At 60.9% G+C, this 19,165-nt stretch carries 18 protein-coding genes; 5 read left to right on the top strand and 13 right to left on the bottom strand.

All coding sequences use genetic code 11. The features are described 5' to 3' along the window. Window positions 1-313 precede the first annotated feature (313 nt). Window positions 314-3,382: an efflux RND transporter permease subunit gene (locus HU755_RS18420; RefSeq protein WP_186635215.1), complete on the bottom strand. Its 3,069-nt coding sequence runs from the start codon at window positions 3,380-3,382 to the stop codon at window positions 314-316. 6 nt (window positions 3,383-3,388) lie between these two features. After that, window positions 3,389-4,489: an efflux RND transporter periplasmic adaptor subunit gene (locus HU755_RS18415; RefSeq protein WP_186635212.1), complete on the bottom strand. Its 1,101-nt coding sequence runs from the start codon at window positions 4,487-4,489 to the stop codon at window positions 3,389-3,391. Window positions 4,490-4,583: 94 nt separating this feature from the next. Between HU755_RS18415 and HU755_RS18410 the strand changes: the two genes are divergently transcribed. Further along, complete coding sequence (locus HU755_RS18410) at window positions 4,584-5,219, top strand: TetR/AcrR family transcriptional regulator (protein WP_186635208.1); 636 nt, start codon at window positions 4,584-4,586, stop codon at window positions 5,217-5,219. 107 nt (window positions 5,220-5,326) lie between these two features. On the opposite strand, the gene HU755_RS18405 is transcribed toward HU755_RS18410, so the two are convergent. Further along, window positions 5,327-6,106, bottom strand: a complete 780-nt coding sequence (locus HU755_RS18405) for a class I SAM-dependent methyltransferase (RefSeq protein ID WP_186635409.1) — start codon at window positions 6,104-6,106, stop codon at window positions 5,327-5,329. 95 nt (window positions 6,107-6,201) lie between these two features. Between HU755_RS18405 and HU755_RS18400 the strand changes: the two genes are divergently transcribed. Next, window positions 6,202-6,822 (top strand): energy transducer TonB, encoded by a 621-nt coding sequence (locus tag HU755_RS18400; RefSeq protein WP_186635205.1) that lies wholly within the window; start codon window positions 6,202-6,204, stop codon window positions 6,820-6,822. A 3-nt stretch (window positions 6,823-6,825) separates the two neighbouring features. Here HU755_RS18400 and HU755_RS18395 read toward each other — a convergent pair whose 3' ends face one another. The 7 genes from HU755_RS18395 to ppc form a co-directional block, all read right to left on the bottom strand. Further along, window positions 6,826-7,518 carry an extensin family protein gene (locus HU755_RS18395; RefSeq protein WP_186635202.1) on the bottom strand — a complete coding sequence of 231 codons (693 nt, stop codon included), beginning with the start codon at window positions 7,516-7,518 and terminating at the stop codon, window positions 6,826-6,828. 2 nt (window positions 7,519-7,520) lie between these two features. Next, window positions 7,521-8,357, bottom strand: coding sequence for an oxaloacetate decarboxylase (locus HU755_RS18390; protein ID WP_186635199.1), 837 nt, complete (start codon window positions 8,355-8,357; stop codon window positions 7,521-7,523). A gap of 29 nt (window positions 8,358-8,386) precedes the next feature. After that, window positions 8,387-9,247: a DUF72 domain-containing protein gene (locus HU755_RS18385; protein WP_186635196.1), complete on the bottom strand. Its 861-nt coding sequence runs from the start codon at window positions 9,245-9,247 to the stop codon at window positions 8,387-8,389. After that, the gene (locus tag HU755_RS18380; protein WP_186551079.1) at window positions 9,247-9,555 is read right to left on the bottom strand and encodes a hypothetical protein; all 309 of its coding nucleotides are present in this window, start codon (window positions 9,553-9,555) and stop codon (window positions 9,247-9,249) included. Before HU755_RS18380 ends, HU755_RS18385 begins: the two co-directional genes overlap by 1 nt. A gap of 259 nt (window positions 9,556-9,814) precedes the next feature. Continuing rightward, window positions 9,815-10,489: a tRNA (adenosine(37)-N6)-threonylcarbamoyltransferase complex dimerization subunit type 1 TsaB gene (tsaB, locus tag HU755_RS18375; protein WP_186635192.1), complete on the bottom strand. Its 675-nt coding sequence runs from the start codon at window positions 10,487-10,489 to the stop codon at window positions 9,815-9,817. A gap of 93 nt (window positions 10,490-10,582) precedes the next feature. Next, on the bottom strand, window positions 10,583-11,233 hold the full coding sequence (gene adk / locus HU755_RS18370; protein ID WP_186551081.1) for an adenylate kinase: 651 nt from the start codon (window positions 11,231-11,233) through the stop codon (window positions 10,583-10,585). A gap of 290 nt (window positions 11,234-11,523) precedes the next feature. Next, on the bottom strand, window positions 11,524-14,154 hold the full coding sequence (gene ppc, locus HU755_RS18365) for a phosphoenolpyruvate carboxylase (RefSeq protein ID WP_186635189.1): 2,631 nt from the start codon (window positions 14,152-14,154) through the stop codon (window positions 11,524-11,526). A 212-nt stretch (window positions 14,155-14,366) separates the two neighbouring features. Between ppc and HU755_RS18360 the strand changes: the two genes are divergently transcribed. From HU755_RS18360 to HU755_RS18350, 3 genes are all read left to right on the top strand, one after another. Beyond that, window positions 14,367-14,711 carry a pilin assembly protein gene (locus tag HU755_RS18360; protein WP_186551136.1) on the top strand — a complete coding sequence of 115 codons (345 nt, stop codon included), beginning with the start codon at window positions 14,367-14,369 and terminating at the stop codon, window positions 14,709-14,711. A gap of 368 nt (window positions 14,712-15,079) precedes the next feature. Beyond that, entirely contained in the window at window positions 15,080-15,484 is a 405-nt protein-coding gene (locus HU755_RS18355; protein WP_186621212.1) for a DUF4398 domain-containing protein, read from the top strand. 55 nt (window positions 15,485-15,539) lie between these two features. Continuing rightward, entirely contained in the window at window positions 15,540-16,328 is a 789-nt protein-coding gene (locus tag HU755_RS18350) for an OmpA family protein (RefSeq protein WP_186551084.1), read from the top strand. 171 nt (window positions 16,329-16,499) lie between these two features. On the opposite strand, the gene HU755_RS18345 is transcribed toward HU755_RS18350, so the two are convergent. The 3 genes from HU755_RS18345 to HU755_RS18335 all read right to left on the bottom strand — a co-directional run bounded on the left by HU755_RS18345 (window position 16,500) and on the right by HU755_RS18335 (window position 19,133). Further along, window positions 16,500-16,829, bottom strand: coding sequence for a hypothetical protein (locus HU755_RS18345; protein ID WP_039762415.1), 330 nt, complete (start codon window positions 16,827-16,829; stop codon window positions 16,500-16,502). Then, the gene (locus HU755_RS18340; RefSeq protein WP_186635186.1) at window positions 16,826-17,731 is read right to left on the bottom strand and encodes an alpha/beta hydrolase; all 906 of its coding nucleotides are present in this window, start codon (window positions 17,729-17,731) and stop codon (window positions 16,826-16,828) included. Before HU755_RS18340 ends, HU755_RS18345 begins: the two co-directional genes overlap by 4 nt. A 151-nt stretch (window positions 17,732-17,882) precedes the next feature. Beyond that, the gene (locus HU755_RS18335) at window positions 17,883-19,133 is read right to left on the bottom strand and encodes a flavohemoglobin expression-modulating QEGLA motif protein (protein ID WP_186551137.1); all 1,251 of its coding nucleotides are present in this window, start codon (window positions 19,131-19,133) and stop codon (window positions 17,883-17,885) included. Window positions 19,134-19,165: the final 32 nt, after the last annotated feature.

The following is a 19,165-nucleotide window of genomic DNA, read 5'->3' as shown; positions in this document are numbered from 1 at the left end:
CGACTTCGGTTGGCTGAGCGCAGGGATTGATCCGGGCGTGGGAGCGCAGCGACCGTTTGGCGCAGCCAAACACAGCGAGAGGAGGTGCAGCGAAGCAAACCGGAGACGCTGCGCCCGGATCGATCCCGCAGCGAAGGAACCCGAGCCTGCGAGGGCCGAACGCAGGAGCAAGCGTTTTGGGTTACCTTTTTGGCGTTTGAAAAAGGTGACCCGCCGTAAGGGCGGAACCGTAATCAGCAACCCCCACAGCAACGGATATACACCCAAAACCCCCTAGTCATGGTCGGCCCGAAGGCCGCCAAGACAAAGAAACTCAAGCCTCCTTACGCACCCGAAACCAGGCCGCATACAACGCCGGCAAAAACAACAAAGTCAGCGCCGTAGCCACAATCAACCCACCCATGATCGCCACCGCCATCGGCCCGAAAAACACACTGCGCGACAACGGAATCATCGCCAGCACCGCCGCCAGCGCCGTCAACACAATCGGCCTGAACCGCCGCACCGTCGCCTCGATAATCGCCTGCCAGGGCTTAAGTCCGGACGCAATATCCTGCTCGATCTGATCGACCAGAATCACCGAATTACGCATGATCATCCCCGACAGCGCAATCGTCCCCAGCATCGCCACAAACCCGAACGGCTGACGGAACACCATCAGAAACAGCGTCACCCCGATCAACCCCAACGGCGCCGTCAGAAACACCATCGCCGTGCGCGAGAAACTGCGCAGTTGCACCATCAGCAAAGTCAGCACCACGACAATAAACATCGGCACCCCGGCGTTCACCGACTTCTGCCCGCGCTCGGAATCCTCCACCGTGCCGCCCACATCCAACAGGTAACCATCGGGCAATTCGGCACGAATCGAATCCAGCGTCGGCATGATCTGCTTCACCAGAGTCGCCGGTTGTTCCTTGCCATAAATGTCCGCCCGCACTGTCACGTTCGGCAGCCGATTGCGGTGCCAGATGATGCCCTCCTCGAAACCGTATTCCAGCGTGGCAACCTGCGACAGCGCGACACTGCGGCCGTTATCGGTCGGCACCGCGAGGCTCGGCAGCAACGACAATTCAGTGCGCTCATGCACGGTGCCGCGCAGCAGAATTTCGATCAATTCGTTGTCTTCGCGGTACTGGCTGACCGTCGAGCCGACCAGCGAACTCTGCAGGAATTTAGCCAGATTGGCCGTGCTCACGCCGAGGGCGCGGGCGCGATCCTGGTCGATGTTCAGATAAACGACCTTGCTCGGCTCTTCCCAGTCCAGATGCACGTTGACCACATGCGGGTTCTCGCGAACCTTCGCTGCCACCTTGCGGGCCAGCGCGCGGACCTCCTCGATGTGTTCGCCGGTGACGCGGAACTGCACCGGATAGCCAACCGGCGGGCCGTTTTCCAGGCGCGTGACCCGCGAACGCAGGGCCGGGAATTGTTCATTGAGGGTTTCGATCAACCAACTGCGCAGCGCTTCACGTTCTTCGATGGTTTTTGCCAACACCACAAACTGGGCGAAACTTGCCGCCGGCAGTTGCTGATCCAGCGGCAGATAGAAACGCGGCGAACCGGTGCCGACATAAGCCACGTAATTGTCGATGCCGGCGTGTTCCTTGAGCAGCGCTTCGAGGCGTTTGACCTCAGCGGTGGTGTTGGCCAGCGAAACACCTTCGGCGAGTTTCAGATCGACCATCAGCTCCAGCCGGTTGGAGGCCGGGAAAAACTGCTGCGGCACGAAGCGGAACAACATCACCGAAGCGATAAACAGGCCAACGGTAAGCACAATCACCGTTTTGCGGTGCGCCACGCACCACTCCACCAGACGCCGCACACGTTGATAGAACGGTGTGGCATACGGATCGGGCTGGCCATTGCCAGTGCCGTGTTTCGCCGCGTGAATTTTCGCCAGATCCGGCAGGAGCTTTTCCCCCAGGTACGGCACGAACATCACCGCTGCCACCCATGAGGCGAGCAAGGCAATGGTCACTACCTGGAAAATCGAACGGGTGTATTCGCCGGTGCCCGATTGGGCGGTGGCAATCGGCAGGAAGCCGGCGGCGGTGATCAGCGTCCCGGTGAGCATCGGAAACGCGGTGCTGGTCCAGGCATAACTCGCCGCGCGAATGCGGTCGAAGCCCTGCTCCATTTTGATCGCCATCATTTCCACAGCGATGATCGCGTCATCCACCAGCAAGCCCAGCGCCAGCACCAACGCACCGAGGGAGATCTTGTGCAAGCCGATCCCCAGGTAATACATGCAGGCAAAGGTCATCGCCAGTACCAGCGGAATGGTCAACGCGACGACCATGCCGGTGCGCACACCGAGGGAGAAGAAGCTCACCAGCAATACGATCGCCAGCGCCTCGACCAACACCTGGACGAACTCACCGACCCCGGTTTTCACTGCAGCCGGCTGATCGGAGACCTTGCGCAATTGCATGCCGGCCGGAAGATTTTTCTGGATCCGCGAGAACTCACCCTCCAGCGCTTTGCCAAGCACCAGAATGTCGCCGCCATCCTTCATCGCCACGGCGAGACCAATCGCATCGTCGCCCATAAAACGCATGCGCGGCGCCGGTGGATCGCTGAAACCGCGACGCACGTCAGCGATATCAGAGATGCGGAACGTACGATCGGCGACGCGGATCGGAAAGTTTTTTATCTCATCGACCGTCTGAAAATTCCCCGAGACGCGTAGCTGCAAGCGCTCGCTGCCGGTCTCGAAGAATCCCGCCGTGGACACCGCGTTCTGTTCCTCGAGAGCCTGCTGCACCGCCGCCAGCGGCAAGCCGAGGGTGGCGAGTTTGACGTTGGACAGCTCGACCCAGATTTTCTCGTCCTGCAGCCCGAGCAGTTCGACCTTGCCGACATCCTTGACCCGTTGCAGCTGGATCTGGATGCGGTCGGCGTAATCCTTGAGCACGGCGTAATCGAAGCCGTCACCGGTCAGCGCGTAAATATTGCCGAAGGTGGTACCGAACTCATCGTTGAAGAACGGTCCCTGAATTCCCGGTGGCAAGGTCTGGCGGATGTCGCCGACCTTTTTGCGCAACTGGTACCAGAGGTCGGGAATGTCCTTGGAATGCATCGAATCACGGGCAATGAAAGTCACCTGGGATTCACCGGGGCGGGAAAACGACATGATGCGTTCGTACTCACCGGTTTCCATCAGCTTCTTTTCGATGCGTTCGGTGACCTGGCGCGAGACTTCCTGTGCCGTCGCGCCGGGCCAGCGGGTCTGGATGACCATGGCCTTGAAGGTGAACGGCGGGTCTTCGCTCTGGCCAAGTTTGGTGTAGGACAACGCACCGACGACAGCGAGCAAAAGCATCAGGAACAGTACGATCTGGCGATTACGCAACGCCCATTCGGAGAGGTTGAAGCGCATCGGGGCTTACTCCTTGTTCGCCAGATTGACCACACGGTTGGAGCGATCCACCGGCCGCACCTGCTGACCATCGAGCAGCACATGAACGCCAGCGGCCACCACCCAGTCGCTGGCATTCAGGCCTTCGAGCACCGCCACGCTTTTCTCGCCGAACGGGCCGACCCGCACCGGCGTTTTCTTTAACGTGTTGTTGCCGTTGACCACCCAGACATAGGTCGCGCCGTTTTCAGCGGCCAGCGCGGAAAGCGGTACTGACAGCGAAACACTGTCGGCCGATTGCACGAAAACGCGGGCGCTCTGGCCCAACTCAGCCGGGACTTTGCCGCTGGTGAACGAGATTCGCGCGGCGAAGGTGCGGGAACGCGGGTCGGCCGACGGCGACAGTTCGCGGATCTGCCCGGCAAAACGCTGATTCTGCTGCGCCCACAACTCCACGGACACCGGCTGACCGACCTTGAAGCGGCCGAAACTCTGCTCCGGCAGGCTGATCAACACTTCGCGCTCGCCGTCGGTGGCGAGGGTGAACACGGTTTGCCCGGCAGCGACTACCTGTCCAACTTCGACTGAACGCTTGGCCACTACGCCATCCTGCGGCGCACGCAGCACCGCATAACTGGCCTGATTGGTCGAAACGTTGAATTCGGCTTTGATTTGTTTAAGGCGGGCTTCGCCGGAGCGATATAGATTTTCGGCGTTGTCGTAGGCCGAGCGGCTGACCATCTGCCGTTCCATCAGAGTCTTGTAGCGATCCCGTTCGGCGCGCACCAGATTCAGATTGGCTTCGGCGGCGGCGACCTGCGCGCGGGTGGCCTCCAGTTGCAGGCGCACGTCCTGCGGATCCAGTTCGGCCAGCGGTTGGTCGGCCTTCACGCGCTGGCCTTCATCGACCAGTCGTCGGCTGACTTTGCCGCCAATACGGAAGGCCAGATCAGGCTCATAGCGGGCGCGCACCTCGCCCGGATAACTTTCCATCGCCTGCGCCGAAGGCTCGGGCTGTACCACCATGGCCGGTCGCACGGTGACTTTCGTCACCTCTTCCTGACCGCAGGCCGATAACAGGAATGCCAGACTGGCTGGCAATGCAAAGGACAACGCATGGCGGAACATGGTGACGGACCTTTCGCGAATGGGGCTTGGAATATTTATACTGGCGGGTATGGTATTAATAGCAAACTCACCAGTCCAGTATTAAAAACGAAAAATGTCGAACAATCTTTCCGCTCCAAACGGCCCTGGCCGTCCCAAGGATCTGGCCAAGCGCCAGGCCATCCTCGAGGCGGCGAAAACTCTCTTTCTGAGTCATGGCTACGCCAACACCAGCATGGACGCCGTGGCCAGCGAGGCTGGCGTGTCGAAACTGACGGTTTACAGCCATTTCAACGACAAGGAGACGCTGTTCTCCGCTGCCGTGGTCGCGAAATGCGAGGAGCAACTGCCGCCGCTGTTCTTTGAATTGCCGGGCGGCATCGCGGTTGAAGACGTATTGCTGAATATCGCCCGCGGCTTTCACCAACTGATCAATAGCGATGAATCGGTGAATCTGCACCGGCTGATCATGGCCCTTGGCAGCCAGGATCCAAAGCTGTCGCAAATCTTCTTCGAAGCGGGCCCCGAGCGGGTGGTGAGCGGAATGGAAGGGTTGTTGACGAAAATCCACGCCAGCGGCGCATTGAGCATCGATCAGCCACGCAATGCCGCCGAGCATTTCTTCTGCCTGATCAAGGGCGCGGGCAATTTCCGCTTGTTGTATGGCTGTGGCGAGCCGCTGACCGGGGAAGCGGCCGAGCGGCATGTGCGCGAGGTGGTGGGGTTGTTTATGCGGGCCTACAAACCCTGACAGTTTTGCAAGGTTTGTGCAGACCAATTCGCGAGCAGGCTCGCTCCCACATTGAAATGCGTTTCAACTGTGGGAGCGAGCCTGCTCGCGAATGAGGCGATACGGTCTCAGGGCTTGAGTGCCTTCTTCGGATAAATGTCATACCGGCTCGACTTGCCATCCAGCGCATGGCTCGGTTTCGGCCCTTCGATGCACGGCGCCTTGCGCGGGCGCTTGACCACCACCCGGTGCGTGGCCAGGGCCAGCGCCGCTTCGAGCAAGGCCGGAGCATCCGGATCGTCGCCCACCAGTGGCCGGAACAGGCGCATCTCCTTCTTCACCAGCGCGGTTTTCTCGCGATGCGGAAACATCGGATCGAGGTAGATCACCTGCGGCGGCTCTCCCTCCCAGTTCTGCATGACCTCGATGGAGTTGCCCTTGAGCAATTTCATTCGCGCGACGATCGGCGCCACCTCGAAATCTTCCGCCGCGCGCGCCAGACCGTCCTCAAGCAACGCACCGATCAACGGCTGGCGTTCGATCAGGCTCATTTCGCAGCCCAGACTGGCCAGCACAAACGCATCCTTGCCCAGCCCCGCCGTGGCATCCAGCACCCGCGGGCGCACGCCTTGAGCGATACCGACCGCCTTGGCGATCATCTGCCCGCTGCCGCCGCCATACAACCGACGATGCGCCGCGCCGCCTTCGACAAAGTCGACCCGCACCGGTCCCGGCGCATCCGGGCCGAGCTGTTGCAACTGCAAACCCTGCTCGCCGACCTGCAAGGCGAACTCGCCGTCAGCCTCGGCAAGCGGCAGACCCAGACGCTCGGCCCACTGCTCGGCTTGCGCTTGAAACGCCGGGCCGAGCGCCTGGACATGGATGCGGCAGGCCGCGGGTGACTCAATCATGAAAAAACGCTCAAAAAAGTTAAGGATCGACAAAAACCGCCGATAAACCATTCAACGCGCATTTTGCCAGAGCTGAGCGTCAACCGAAAAAAATGTCAGGCATTCTTCCCACATCGATTGGCTACATTTCGCCCCATGGCGATTTCAGCCGTCATAACACTCAAGCACTGAGCGGCGTCAGTCACCTGTGGCAGGATTTCTTTGCCCAGGCCCTGGCCGAACAGACGAGTGATGTGGTGCCGGCCTGCGGCACGTTTCCTCCGGTTGACCTGAACAGCCCCGTAGAACCGACCGTCGGCAGCGAGCTGCACGCGCACATCATCAGCCAGCGCGAGTGCGATGTGGTCGAGACCCAGGTTCGCCCGCCAGAACCGCTGTTCCTGCCGATCGCCGAATTTGAAATGGAACTGCTGGACAAGCCGTTCCCACCGTTCCCGCCGGAAGAACTCAAGGCTCAGCAAGAGCAACAGGATTTCGACAGCAGCTGGGTTCGCCCGATCGTCATCAACAATGGCCAGCCACTGCCAGAGCCGGGCCCTGCTCCGCAGAAACGCCCACTGTACCTGCCGATTGCCGAGTTCGACCTCGACCTGCTGCAAAAGCCTTATCCGCCGTTCCCGCCGGAAGAAATCGTCGAGCAACAGAAGGCGCTGGACTTCGATAACGGCTGGGCACGCCCGATCGTTCTGCAGAACCTGCGCCTCGCCGCCTGATCCTCAGCGACACACACTCCAGCGCCCGACATCGACATGAAAGTGATTGCGATGGGCGGCGTTGTAATCCGGACTCAACACCACACTGAACGCCTCGCAGGCGCCATCACGCACCTGGCGCAAAAACTGTGCATCCTGATTTTGCTTCGGCCAGTCCTTGAGTACACTGACGGCGCGCCCGTCAGCCAGGCGAAAACCGGCGATATCCAGCGCATCGGCGCTGGCATGGCGGCTGAGTGCACCGCTCTCGCGGTTGTAGACATTGCGGCAGGCAAAGCTGCCGAGGTGATCGACCCGCGTGATCTTCTGGCCGTACACCGATTGTGCAGCAGGTTGCAGAGTGTGCTGTTCGAACATCGCGTAGGCCACGGCCAGCGGGCAGCTGGCGATGAAACTGCTGCTCAGCGCCACTTCGCCACCCTGCACACGCAACGCGCCGATCAGCGGGCACTTGGCGCCGGGGCTGTCGGCTTGCCGGCTGACGCGCAGTGCGGAACTGCTCAATGCCTGCGCGCATAGCTCGGGATCGCCGCGCAAGCGCATGAGTTTGTAACCGGTCAACCCGTTGGGCGCAGCCTTTACGTCCAGTGGTGCCCACGGATTCCATTCGGGCGGCACGTCGAGCCAGCCGCGCCAGACACTCACCGCAGCGCCGCCAATCCCCACGACGACCAGCCAGAACAGCCACCGCCCCATGCTCAATCCTTGAAGAACTGGTTGGCCTTGGCGTACGGCATTGATTGCGAGGTGAAGCCGAATGTGCCGGACTGGCGGATTTCTTCAGCGGCGCGGAAAAATTCACCGAACGCTGCCAGCGCCAGCGCCGAACCGGTGCTGATCCGCCGTACACCCATGTCTGCGAGTTGCTGCACGGTCAGTTTCAATCCGCCAGACATCAACACGTTGACCGGTTTCGGCGCCACCGCACGCACCACCGACAGCACTTCTTCGGCATTGCGCAAACCCGGCGCGTACAAGACATCGGCACCGGCTTCGGCGAACGCCTGCAAGCGGCGGATGGTGTCGTCGAGGTCGGGATTGCCGTGCAGGTAGTTTTCCGCCCGGGCGGTGAGCATGAAGGGAAACGCTAGGGTGCGCACCGCAGCGACGGCAGCTTCAATCCGCGCCACAGCGTGTTCGAAGCAATAGATCGGCGCGTCCGGGCGGCCCGTGGCATCTTCGATCGAACCGCCCACAGCGCCCGCCTCGGCGGCGCGCACCAAGCTCTGCGCACACTCGACCGGATCGTCGGCAAAGCCATTCTCCAGATCCACCGCCACCGGCAAATCCGTCGCGGCGACGATGGCACGGACGTTGGCCAGAGTCTCATCGAGACTCAAGGCACCATCGGCCTTGCCTTGGGAAAACGCATAACCGGCGCTGGTGGTTGCCAGTGCCGGATAGCCGAGGCTGGCGAGCATCTTCGCCGAGCCGGCATCCCACGGGTTGGGGATGACGAAGATCTCTGGACGATCATGCAGAGCCTTGAAGGCCTGGGCTTTGCGGAGTTGGTCTTGACTGGCTTGAACATTCATCGACGGGCTCCCGGGCAGAAAAAACCGCCTCAGAGCAGGCCAAGCTGCTCGGCGGCGGGTTCTCTGTATAGCTCAGGCAGCGCGGGCAAGCCAGGCAAACGTTGCATCAGTTGCGCATGAAAACGTTGTGCCAGCTTCGCTGCCAACAGGTTGTCGGCCGTGTGCAGAAAGATATAGGGCGTGCGGCCTTCTTCGATCCACTCGGCGATCTTTGCCACCCACGGCGCGAGAAACGTGTCGTTTGCTTCCAGCTGTGGATGGCCGATGAAACGCACCTGCGGAGATTGAGTGAACGCGGCCGGCCGCGTCGGCACGCGGGGCTTTTTCGACTGTGCGTGAATCACCGAAGACTCGGTCGACAGGCAACTGAACAATGCGCGCGGGTCGAGGCAGATGCGCTCCACGCCGCGATCGAGCAGCAGGCGATTGAACAGACGCTCACTCTCGCCTTTGGCGAAGAATTGGTCGTGGCGTACTTCAACTGCCAGCGGACAGTCCAGCGCATCGATGAAGGAGGCCAGCTCGGGCAGACGCTGCGGTGTAAAACTCTTGGATAATTGCAGCCACAACGGCGATACGCGTTGGCCTAACGGTTTGAGCAATTGCAGGAAGGTTTCGGCAGCAGTCAATTGTTCACGCAAATCGCCGCTGTGGCTGATGTCGCCGGGGAATTTGGCGGTGAAGCGAAAGTGCGTCGGCATGATCTCGGCCCAACGCTGCACGGTGGCGGGCGACGGGCTGGCGTAGAAGGTCGTGTTGCCTTCAACGGCGTTGAATACCTGGCAATAAAGGGCGAGAAAGTCGGAGGTTTTGGCGTCTACCGGATACAGATACTCGCGCCAGGCGTTTTCGCTCCAGGACGGGCAACCGAGGTAGTAAGGCAGATCCATCAGATGTACAGATCGAGGCCCAGCACGTCCGCATCCCAATCGACAAAACCGGCAGTGCTCAGGTAGCTGGCCAGGGCCATGGCTACGCTTTTCTTCATCGCGCGGTGGTAGATCATGTCTTGCTGACGGGCAGGCAGATTGCTCAGGCGTTGCGCAGCAGATTGGGCGGCACGGGCAGCCAACTGCTCTTCGGTCGGTAATTCCAGCTCGCCGTCGATTATCTCGACGGACTCATCCAGCGCCGCATTGCCTTTGCGAGGCTTGCGCTTGATGGGGTAGGACTGAGAGGAAACGCCGTCTATACGCATAATTTCATGCTCGGTATCAATGATGGCAATTTAGCGGCACCTGACCGACTTAGCAAACTGCCGAGTGATAACTAGAACACAGAAAGCGCAAAAGGTTTTAAGCGAGGGGGCAGAAACTGACGATTGGCGATATTTGCCTGTGGACACCGAACCTGTGGGAGCGAGCCTGCTCGCGAATGCGGTGTGTCAGGAAAGCTGATTGAGGCTGATACACCGCATTCGCGAGCAGGCTCGCTCCCACAGGGGGGAAAGCGTTGTGTCAGCGGGCCTTGGGGGTGGCGACTTTATCGCGCAGGTAAACCGGTTGCGCGTCGTCCGCCACAATCGACTCACCGCGTTCCCAGGCGAAGCGCGCGAGGGTCAGCAGGTCTTCGGCGTGGGGCAGCATGCCGGCATCGGAGCCGGTCAGCTTGACTGCAATGCGCTCGCCGTAGCCCCAGCCAGTTCCGGCACCGTACCACTCGCCGCTGGCATCGGCCGGCAGCGCAGCGACTTCCGGCGGCAGCACCGCTTCGGCGCCGACCAGACGCATCTCCCCCGCCGTCTCGCGGTAGCAGCCCCAATAGACTTCATCCATTCGTGCATCGATGGCGGCCGCGACCTGGCTCACGCCGTGTTCACGAAAGGCCCGCTGTGCCAGCACCGCAAGGTTGGACACTGGCAACACCGGACGGTCCAGCGCAAAGGCCAGGCCCTGCACCACACCAATGGCAATGCGCACACCGGTAAACGCCCCCGGGCCACGACCGAAGGCAATCGCATCGACTGCCTGCAACGTGGTGCCGGCGTCGGCCAGCAGTTGCTGGATCATCGGCAGCAGCTTCTGCGCGTGCAGGCGCGGGATCACCTCGTAATGGCTCGTGACCTTGCCGTCGTGCAGCAAGGCAACGGAGCAAGCTTCAGTCGCGGTGTCCAGGGCCAGCAAGGTGCTCATCGATGTTTCCAAAACAGGGGTGGGAAAAAGTGCGTCAGTATAAACAACTACGGCCCGCAAGCGGGCCGTGGATGATGCCGCCCTGCAGACTTTTCAGCTCAGCGCTTCAAGTACCTTGGCGGTGATCGCTTCGACCGAACCCACACCCGGAATGTGGCTGTACTTCGGCTTGCCGCCATTCTGCGCGGAGAGGTTCTGATAGAACTCCACCAGCGGTTTGGTCTGCGAATGGTAGACCGACAGGCGATGACGCACGGTTTCTTCGGTGTCGTCCTTGCGCTGGACCAGCTCTTCGCCAGTGATGTCGTCTTTGCCAGCCAGCTTCGGCGGGTTATAGACGATGTGGTAGACGCGGCCGCTGGCTTCGTGAACACGACGACCGGCAATGCGCTGAACGATCTCTTCGTCTTCAACAGCGATTTCAACGACGGCGTCCAGCTCGACGCCGGCAGTGACCAGCGCTTCAGCCTGCGGAATGGTGCGCGGGAAGCCGTCGAACAGGAAACCGTTGGCGCAGTCAGGTTGAGCGATGCGGTCCTTGACCAGCGCGATGATCAGGTCATCCGACACCAGGCCGCCGGCATCCATGATGCTCTTGGCTTGCACGCCCAGTGGAGTGCCGGCCTTGACCGCAGCACGGAGCATGTCGCCGGTGGAGATTTGCGGAATGCCGAATTTCTCGGTGATGAACTTTGCCTGAGTACCTTTACCGGCCCCGGGAGCTCCCAGCAGAATGACGCGCATCGATGTGCTCCTCAATTTTTTATATAGAAAACAACGGGATTCGCCTCTTGGGGCCAATCTTAAAAATACGGGTCGTGACCGCACAAACGGCCAAAGGCTGATCAAGATACACAGCAGGCTGCGCCCACACAAGACGCCAAAAGTCGGAGAAACCGACGCGCGCCGCGACGTTGCGCCACGGTGAGCCAAGTCGCAACCCGAGCATTAACTGTCGCCTGGCGATACTTTCACGCGCTGCACAAAGCGACGCCCGAGGTGGGCCTCGAGCGTCGCAGGTCTGCTCAAAAACCTCAGCCGGTGTTGCGCAATCCGGCGGCGATCCCCGCCACAGACACCAGCAGCGCCTGTTCCACCGGGCTGCCCTGCTCGACATCCTGCTGCCGCGAACGGGCCAGCAGTTCCGCCTGCAATAGATGCAGCGGGTCGAGATAGGTGTTGCGCAAGCGGATGAATTCGAGGGTCTCGGGGCTGTGTGCGAGCAGCTGCGACTGCCCGGTCAGGCCGAGCACCACCGAGCACGCCTGCGACAATAGGTCGCGTAACTGCGCGCCCAACGGCAGCAGATCCGGCTCGACCAGACGCTCGTCATACGAGCGCGCAATGTCCGCGTCCGCCTTGGCCAGGACCATTTCCAGCATGTCGATGCGCGTTCGGAAAAACGGCCATTGCTCGCGCATTTGTCCGAGCAGCTCGCCTTCGCCGCGCGCCAGGGCCTTGCTCAGGGCAGTCTCCCAGCCAAGCCAGGCCGGCAACATCAGGCGCGTTTGGGTCCAGCCGAAGATCCACGGGATCGCCCGCAGGCTTTCGATGCCGCCGGCACGGCGTTTGGCCGGACGACTGCCAAGGGGCAAACGGCCCAGCTCCTGCTCCGGCGTGGACTGGCGAAAGTACTCGACGAATTGCGGATTTTCCCGCACCACCTGGCGGTAAGCGCTGACACCGTCCGCCGCCAATTCATCCATCAGGTGCCGCCACTCGGGCGTCGGCGGTGGGGGTGGCAGCAACGTTGCTTCGAGCACCGCCGCCAGATACAGGTTGAGGTTTTGCTCGGCGATGTCCGGCAGGCCGAATTTGAAACGAATCATTTCGCCCTGTTCGGTGGTGCGGAAACGTCCTGCCACCGAACCCGGCGGCTGCGACAGAATCGCCGCGTGGGCCGGGCCACCACCACGGCCCACGGTGCCGCCACGACCATGGAACAACAGCAGCTCGACTTGCTGTTCGCGGCAAATCTCCACCAGCCGTTCCTGGGCACGGTATTGCGCCCACGCCGCAGCGGTGGTGCCGGCGTCCTTGGCCGAGTCGGAATAGCCAATCATGACTTCCTGCGGGCCCTGCAGCCGTGCGCGGTAGCCCGGCAGGTGCAGCAGGCGTTCCATCACCGGCCCGGCGTTATCGAGGTCAGCGAGGGTTTCGAACAGCGGCACCACGCGCATCGGCCGCAGCACGCCAGATTCCTTGAGCAGCAATTGCACCGCGAGCACATCGGAAGCCGCGCCGGCCATGGAGATCACGTAAGAACCCAGCGAAGCCGCCGGTGCCGCGGCAATTTCCTTGCAGGTGTTGAGCACCTCAGCGGTATCGGCCGAGGGTTTGAAATGCGCCGGCAGCAATGGCCGACGGTTGTTCAATTCGCCGGTGAGGAAGTCGATGCGCTGGTCTTCGTTCCAGTCCTCATAACGACCAAGGCCCAGATAATCGGTGATTTCGGTCATCGCCGAACTGTGTCGCGACGAGTCCTGGCGCACGTCCAGACGCACCAGAAACAGGCCAAACGTCACCGCCCGGCGCAGGCAGTCGAGCAACGGGCCGTCAGCGATCACGCCCATGCCGCATTCGTGCAGGGAGTTGAAACACAACTCCAGCGGTTCGAGCAGATCACGATTGTTGTGCAAGACATCGGCCGGCGCCGGCGTCGGCGCGGTCAACGCGGCATGGGCCCAATTGCGCGTCGCACGCAGGCGCTCACGCAATTGCTTGAGCACTGCGCGATACGGTTCGGCACTGTCGCCGGCCCTGGCCCGCAGCGCGTCACTGGCCTGCTGCATCGACAGGTCGGCCGCGAGGTGGTCGACATCGCGCAGGTACAAGTCAGCCGCCATCCAGCGTGCCAGCAACAACACTTCGCGGGTCACTGCCGCCGTAACGTTGGGATTGCCGTCGCGGTCGCCGCCCATCCACGAGGCGAAACGAATCGGCGCGGCTTCCAGCGGCAGGCGCAGGCCGGTCGCAGCGAACAGCGCCTGGTCGGCCTTGCGCATGTGGTGGGGAATCGCTTGCCACAGCGAATGCTCAATCACCGCAAAACCCCACTTGGCCTCGTCAACCGGCGTCGGCCGGGTGCGGCGGATTTCTTCGGTGTGCCAGGCTTCGGCGATCAGCCGTTGAAGCGTACTCTGGATCTGCTCACGCTCGGCGCTGGTCAGGTCGCGGTGATCCTGCGCAGCCAGTTGCGCGGCGATGGCGTCGTACTTCTGGATCAGCGTGCGCCGCGCCACTTCGGTGGGGTGCGCGGTCAGCACCAGTTCAATGTCCAGGCGCGCCAGTTGTCGCGCCAGGGATTCGGCGCTGTGGCCTTCGCTGCGCAAGCGCGCGAGCAATTCAGGCAACACGCGGGATTCAAATGGTGCGGCCTGCGTTTCTTCGCGCCGGTGGATCAACTGATACTGCTCGGCGATGTTCGCCAGATTGAGGAACTGGTTGAAGGCACGCGCCACCGGGAGCAGTTGGTCTTCGCTCAACTGATTGAGGCTGGCGCTCAGTTCGGCGTCCATCGAGCCGCGACGGTCAGCCTTGGCGCCCTTGCGGATCTCTTCGATCTTGTCGAGGAACGCCTCGCCGTACTGGTCTCGAATGGTGTTGCCCAACAGCTCTCCGAGCAGGTGAACATCTTCGCGCAAGCGTGCATCAATATCGGTCATCAGCAGTTCTCCAGCGGTAATCCGGGCGGCCTAGAAACGAGTGAATGACTCAGAGAGTGCCGCGCTGCGGCGCTTCTTACAAGCAGGCGACGAAGGGACTTTAAACCTTGCGGGCGAAAGCTAGTCTCAACAGTAAGCCGCACAACGGCTGGCCGCCGCGACGGCGGACACTCACCCAGACCTGCCATGAGCGGGTGCGCAATGAGGCCATCATGAAAATCCGTGAACTTGCCCAGCATTGGGAAGAAAACGCCAAAGGTCGCCTGACCGACACCGGCTACACAATTCATCTGGACGTCGAGGCCGCTGCGCGTCTGGCGGCGATTGCCGAGATGTACCCCAAACGCCATCCCGAAGAACTGCTCGGCGAACTGATCGGCGCCGCGCTTGAAGAGTTTGAGGCGAGCCTGCCGTACGTGAAGGGTTCGACCGTGGTTGCGACCGATGAGGAAGGCGATCCGCTGTATGAGGATGTCGGGCCGACGCCGCGATTCCTGGCCTTGTCGAGACGGCATCTGCATGACCTCTCGTCATCTGAAAACAAACAAAAACACTGACGAAACGCAGATCAAACTGTAGGAGTGAGCCTGCTCGCGATAGCAGTGTGTCAGTCGACATATCCAGTGCCTGATACACCGCCATCGCGAGCAGGCTCACTCCTACAATGGACCGTGTACACCCTTCCTATCCGCTTCCATTACACCACACGCGTACCGCTTGAAACCGCCAAAGTTCCCGTCCCAGAGCCTTGTCCAAACGGTCAATTTAATTTTTGGCGATAGGCCATCTTTTCTGAACTTTTCAAAAATGCCTTCGGTCGGAACAGGTAACCACGCCTGGAACGAGCGTTTCAATTCGCGTCAACAAGCGATGCTTTCGGCTCCTCTGCCAGGATGGATTCAGTTGTATTTTCAGGAGATGCCTAATGGAGTTGAAGACCATGAAAACCCAAACCTCGTTTTCCCACCTGCACGGTCTGAAACTGGCCGCTCTGGCCATCGGCACCAGCTTCATCCTTGCCGGTTGCGCCGGTAACCCACCCACCGAGCAATACGCGGTGACCCAGTCGGCGGTCAACAGCGCGGTCAGCGCTGGCGGTACCGAATTCGCCGCCGTGGAAATGAAGCAGGCGCAGGACAAACTGAAACAAGCTGAAATCGCCATGCACGACAAGAAGTATGACGAGGCCCGTCGCCTGGCCGAACAGGCTGAGTGGGACGCTCGTGTCGCTGAACGCAAGGCACAGGCCGCCAAGGCCGAACAGGCTGTGAAGGATTCCCAGAAAGGTGTTCAGGAACTGCGTCAGGAAAGCCAGCGCACCGTGCAGTAAGCGCGCATCCGGACCGCAAAGCTGAAACTCTTACCGATAGAAAGGACGACAAATTATGCGTAAGCAACTGATGATTCCCGCTCTCCTCGCCGCAAGTGTTGCTCTGGCCGCCTGCTCCACCCCGCCTAACCCGAACCTGGAACAGGCGCGCACCAACTACGCCGGCCTGCAAGCCAACCCACAGGCGAGCAAAGTCGCGGCGCTGGAAACCAAAGATGCCAGCGATTACCTGGACAAGGCCGACAAGGCTTATCTGGACAAAGAAGACGCGGCCAAGGTTGATCAACTGGCTTACCTGACCAACCAGCGCGTGGAAGTGGCCAAGCAGACCATCGCTCTGCGCACCGCTGAGAACAATCTGAAAAACGCCGCTGCCCAACGTGCCCAGGCACGCCTGGACGCCCGTGATCAGCAGATCAAACAGCTGCAGGACAGCCTCAACGCCAAGCAGACCGATCGCGGCACGCTGGTGACTTTCGGTGACGTGCTGTTCGCCACCAACAAGGCTGAACTGAAATCCAGCGGCCTGGTGAATATCAACAAACTGGCGCAGTTCCTCCAGGAAAACCCGGATCGCAAAGTGATCGTCGAGGGTTACACCGACAGCACCGGTACCGCGAGCTACAACCAGTCGCTGTCCGAGCGCCGCGCGACTTCCGTGCAAATGGCGCTGATCAAGATGGGCGTCGATCCAGCACGCATCGTCGCTCAGGGTTATGGCAAGGAATACCCGGTCGCTGATAACAGCAGTGTCTCGGGCCGTGCGATGAACCGTCGTGTGGAAGTGACCATTTCCAATGACAACCAACCGGTTGCACCGCGTTCTTCGATGAGCTCGAACTAAGCTTCACCGCGTAACGCAAAAGCCCCGCCTGACTTCATCAGGCGGGGCTTTTTTGTGCATGAAGACAAATCCTGTAGGAGTGAGCCTGCTCGCGATAGCGCCCGATCAGCCAACATTGATTTGGCAGACACACCGCTATCGCGAGCAGGCTCACTCCTACATTGGATCGGGTTACTGCTCGAGTTTTTGCGGAGTTTCCTCACCCATGCAGCGCACCGCTTTCTTCTGCGCATTGACTAACACGCCGGTCAGGCCTTTCTGCTCGGTATCGAATAGCACCAGCACGCCATCAATGCACTGCGCCACCTGCGGCGCGGGCGTCAGCGAGACTTTGTAGTCCTCGCCGGGAACGGTCTTGAGCATGGTGAATTCGTTGAGCAGCAGCGCATCCTCGGGTTTGGCGAAGTGCAGGTAGCCGTAGTACCACAGCGCCCCGACAGTGCCGAGGATGCTGCAGATACCGGTGATGATCAGCGGGATGGCGTTACGTTCTTCAGTCATTGCGGACTCTCATCTTCAGAATTCGGGGGTGGCGGGTAATTGGGGATTTCGCCGAGGCGGCGCAGGCCGTTGAAGTGTTCGGGGTCGTCGAGATAGCGCAGCATGACCTGCCGCCATACCGGGTCGCCGAAGGTCTGCACGTGACCGCCGCGAGTCAGTTGCAAGACGCGTGGTGGCGGCGCTGCCTGATACAGGCGGATGCCGTTGGCCATCGGCACCAGCGGATCGTCGATGCTGTGGAAGATCAGCTTGGGCACGCCCGTCAGCTGCGCCATCGAGTTGATCGCGCTGTCGCCATCCGGCACCAGCCACGACAGCGGCACTTGCAATGGCCAGGTCAGCCATGAGGTGCTGAGGGCGAACTGGCCGACGCTGCGGTAACTGGCGGGCACACCATCGAGCACCAGCGCCTTGAGCTGCCTTTGTCGCTCGGGGTGCTGCACCAGCCAATGCACCGCCATCGCACCGCCGAGGCTTTGCCCGAGCAGCACCAGCGGTTTGCCTTTGACTTCGGGCGCGTTGTCGAGCCAGGCGAATGCGGCGTCGATGTCCTGATAGATCGCCGGCAGGCTCGGCTTGCCCTCGGACAAACCGTAGCCGCGATAATCGACCAATAGAACCTGATAGCCGTTCTTCGGCAACCACCAGCTACCGCCCAGATGCATCGGCAGATTGCCACCGTTGCCGTGCAGGTGCAGGACAGTGCCTTTGACCTCGACACCGGGTTTGGCCGGTAGCCACCAGGCGTTGAGCTTGAGGCCGTCGGCGGTGGTCAGGGTGACCGTGCGGTATTCGAGTTTGGCTTTATCGGGGGTAAAGACCTGGCCGGGTTCAGGGTAGAACAGCAGCGAACTGCAACCGCCGAGGGTCAGGAGCAGGCAAAGGATGCCGAGGATTCTCATCCGGTGAAACCTCGCAGAATTCAGGTTGGAATGCAGAACAAACCTGTAGGAGTGAGCCTGCTCGCGATAGCATTGTGTCAGTCGACATATCGGTTGATTGACACACCGCTATCGCGAGCAGGCTCACTCCTACAGGGGGTTTGCGTTGGGGTTAAAGGATATTGGAATAATCCGCCTCAATCCGGTCCAGACTCAAATGGTTGAGGAAGTTGGAGAAGCACATCCACGCCGACAGCGCGTTCAAATCGCGGAACTGATCGGGCAGATATTTGGGCGGCACCACCAGTCCTTCGTCCACCAGTTGCCGCAGGGTACGCATGTCCTCCAGGGTGGTCTTGCCGCAGAACAGCAGCGGAATCTGCTCAAGCTTGCCTTTACGCACGGCCAACTGAATGTAGTTGTAAACCATGATAAAGCCCTTGAGGTAGGACAAGTCTTTGGTGAATGGCAGACCGGTCGGTGTCGAGCCACGGAAAACCCGACTGGCGTTGCCATAGCTTTCGGCCATCTCGAAGCCCTGTTCGCGGAAGAATTCGAACACCTGCAAAAAGTCCGCGCCCTCCTCGACCATATGAATCGCCCGAGTGCGGTTGGTCAGTTTGCGCAGGCGGCTCGGGTAGGAAGCGAAGGTGATGATTTCCATCAGGATCGCCAGGCCTTCCTGGGTCACCGTCGACGAGGGCGGGCCTTTGGACAGGAAGGTGCAGATCGGCTGATTAAGCCCGTTGAGCGTGGTGCCGACGTGGACCAGCCCTTCGTGGACTTCCAGCGCGCGTACGTCGCGCTCGTTGAACATCGCGTCGGTGCGGATCTTGATGTAGTCAGCGCCTGCCGCCGCATCGGCCACGATACCGTCGGACTCGAACACGCGGATGGTTTCCTCGGCCTCGCCGAACACTTTGTTCAGCCGGGTTTGCAGCAGGTGCACAGCCTCCTTGGCGGTGAGGACCTTCGGCTCGTCCTTCAAGTCGCCGCGGCCATCGATGTTGTTGAGGTAGTCGGACATCATCAGGCCGAGATCGGCCAGGGTCGGATCCCCCGCATGAAAGGCATCGGAGGCAGCGCCGTACAACTCTTGCGAGATCAGGCCGAAATCCTCGGTGCCGCGCGCTTCGAGCATGCGCACGACCATGCGGTACTCCTTGCACATGCGCCGCATGATCTGCCCGACCGGGTTGAACTGACCGAGCTGACGGGTGATGTCGCGCTCGATGTTCTGGAATTCCAGTTTGACCTGGCTTGAGTCGAACGACAGCGGCCGGTTGAGGTAATAGTCGCGATCAACGGCGGGCAGTTCCTTACCCTTGGCCTTGAGAAAGCCCTTGCGCACGTTCTCGTCCCATTTCACCGCGTCGAGCACGCGGATCGGCGTCTGCGCCAGCACAATGCGGTCGGACAACATGCGTATCGTCTGCTGGTAATCGTCCACCCGAA

It is taken from the genome of Pseudomonas sp. SWRI111, assembly GCF_014268555.1.
Classification (GTDB): Bacteria; Pseudomonadota; Gammaproteobacteria; order Pseudomonadales; family Pseudomonadaceae; genus Aquipseudomonas; species Aquipseudomonas hamedanensis.
This window is presented reverse-complemented; position numbering and strand designations above follow the sequence as displayed.

Bases quoted from the DNA above. Each gene is read 5' to 3' on its own strand.
- HU755_RS18420 (WP_186635215.1), bottom strand. From the start codon at position 3,382: ATGCGCTTCAACCTCTCCGAATGGGCGTTGCGTAATCGCCAGATCGTA.
- HU755_RS18400 (WP_186635205.1), top strand. From the start codon at position 6,202: ATGTCAGGCATTCTTCCCACATCGATTGGCTACATTTCGCCCCATGGC.
- HU755_RS18335 (WP_186551137.1), bottom strand. From the start codon at position 19,133: ATGTTGTCCGACCGCATTGTGCTGGCGCAGACGCCGATCCGCGTGCTC.
- HU755_RS18380 (WP_186551079.1), bottom strand. From the start codon at position 9,555: ATGCGTATAGACGGCGTTTCCTCTCAGTCCTACCCCATCAAGCGCAAG.
- adk (WP_186551081.1), bottom strand. From the start codon at position 11,233: ATGCGCGTCATTCTGCTGGGAGCTCCCGGGGCCGGTAAAGGTACTCAG.
- HU755_RS18415 (WP_186635212.1), bottom strand. From the start codon at position 4,489: ATGTTCCGCCATGCGTTGTCCTTTGCATTGCCAGCCAGTCTGGCATTC.
- HU755_RS18355 (WP_186621212.1), top strand. From the start codon at position 15,080: ATGGAGTTGAAGACCATGAAAACCCAAACCTCGTTTTCCCACCTGCAC.
- HU755_RS18385 (WP_186635196.1), bottom strand. From the start codon at position 9,247: ATGGATCTGCCTTACTACCTCGGTTGCCCGTCCTGGAGCGAAAACGCC.
- tsaB (WP_186635192.1), bottom strand. From the start codon at position 10,489: ATGAGCACCTTGCTGGCCCTGGACACCGCGACTGAAGCTTGCTCCGTT.
- ppc (WP_186635189.1), bottom strand. From the start codon at position 14,154: ATGACCGATATTGATGCACGCTTGCGCGAAGATGTTCACCTGCTCGGA.
- HU755_RS18345 (WP_039762415.1), bottom strand. From the start codon at position 16,829: ATGACTGAAGAACGTAACGCCATCCCGCTGATCATCACCGGTATCTGC.
- HU755_RS18350 (WP_186551084.1), top strand. From the start codon at position 15,540: ATGCGTAAGCAACTGATGATTCCCGCTCTCCTCGCCGCAAGTGTTGCT.
- HU755_RS18390 (WP_186635199.1), bottom strand. From the start codon at position 8,357: ATGAATGTTCAAGCCAGTCAAGACCAACTCCGCAAAGCCCAGGCCTTC.
- HU755_RS18340 (WP_186635186.1), bottom strand. From the start codon at position 17,731: ATGAGAATCCTCGGCATCCTTTGCCTGCTCCTGACCCTCGGCGGTTGC.
- HU755_RS18395 (WP_186635202.1), bottom strand. From the start codon at position 7,518: ATGGGGCGGTGGCTGTTCTGGCTGGTCGTCGTGGGGATTGGCGGCGCT.
- HU755_RS18410 (WP_186635208.1), top strand. From the start codon at position 4,584: ATGTCGAACAATCTTTCCGCTCCAAACGGCCCTGGCCGTCCCAAGGAT.
- HU755_RS18360 (WP_186551136.1), top strand. From the start codon at position 14,367: ATGAAAATCCGTGAACTTGCCCAGCATTGGGAAGAAAACGCCAAAGGT.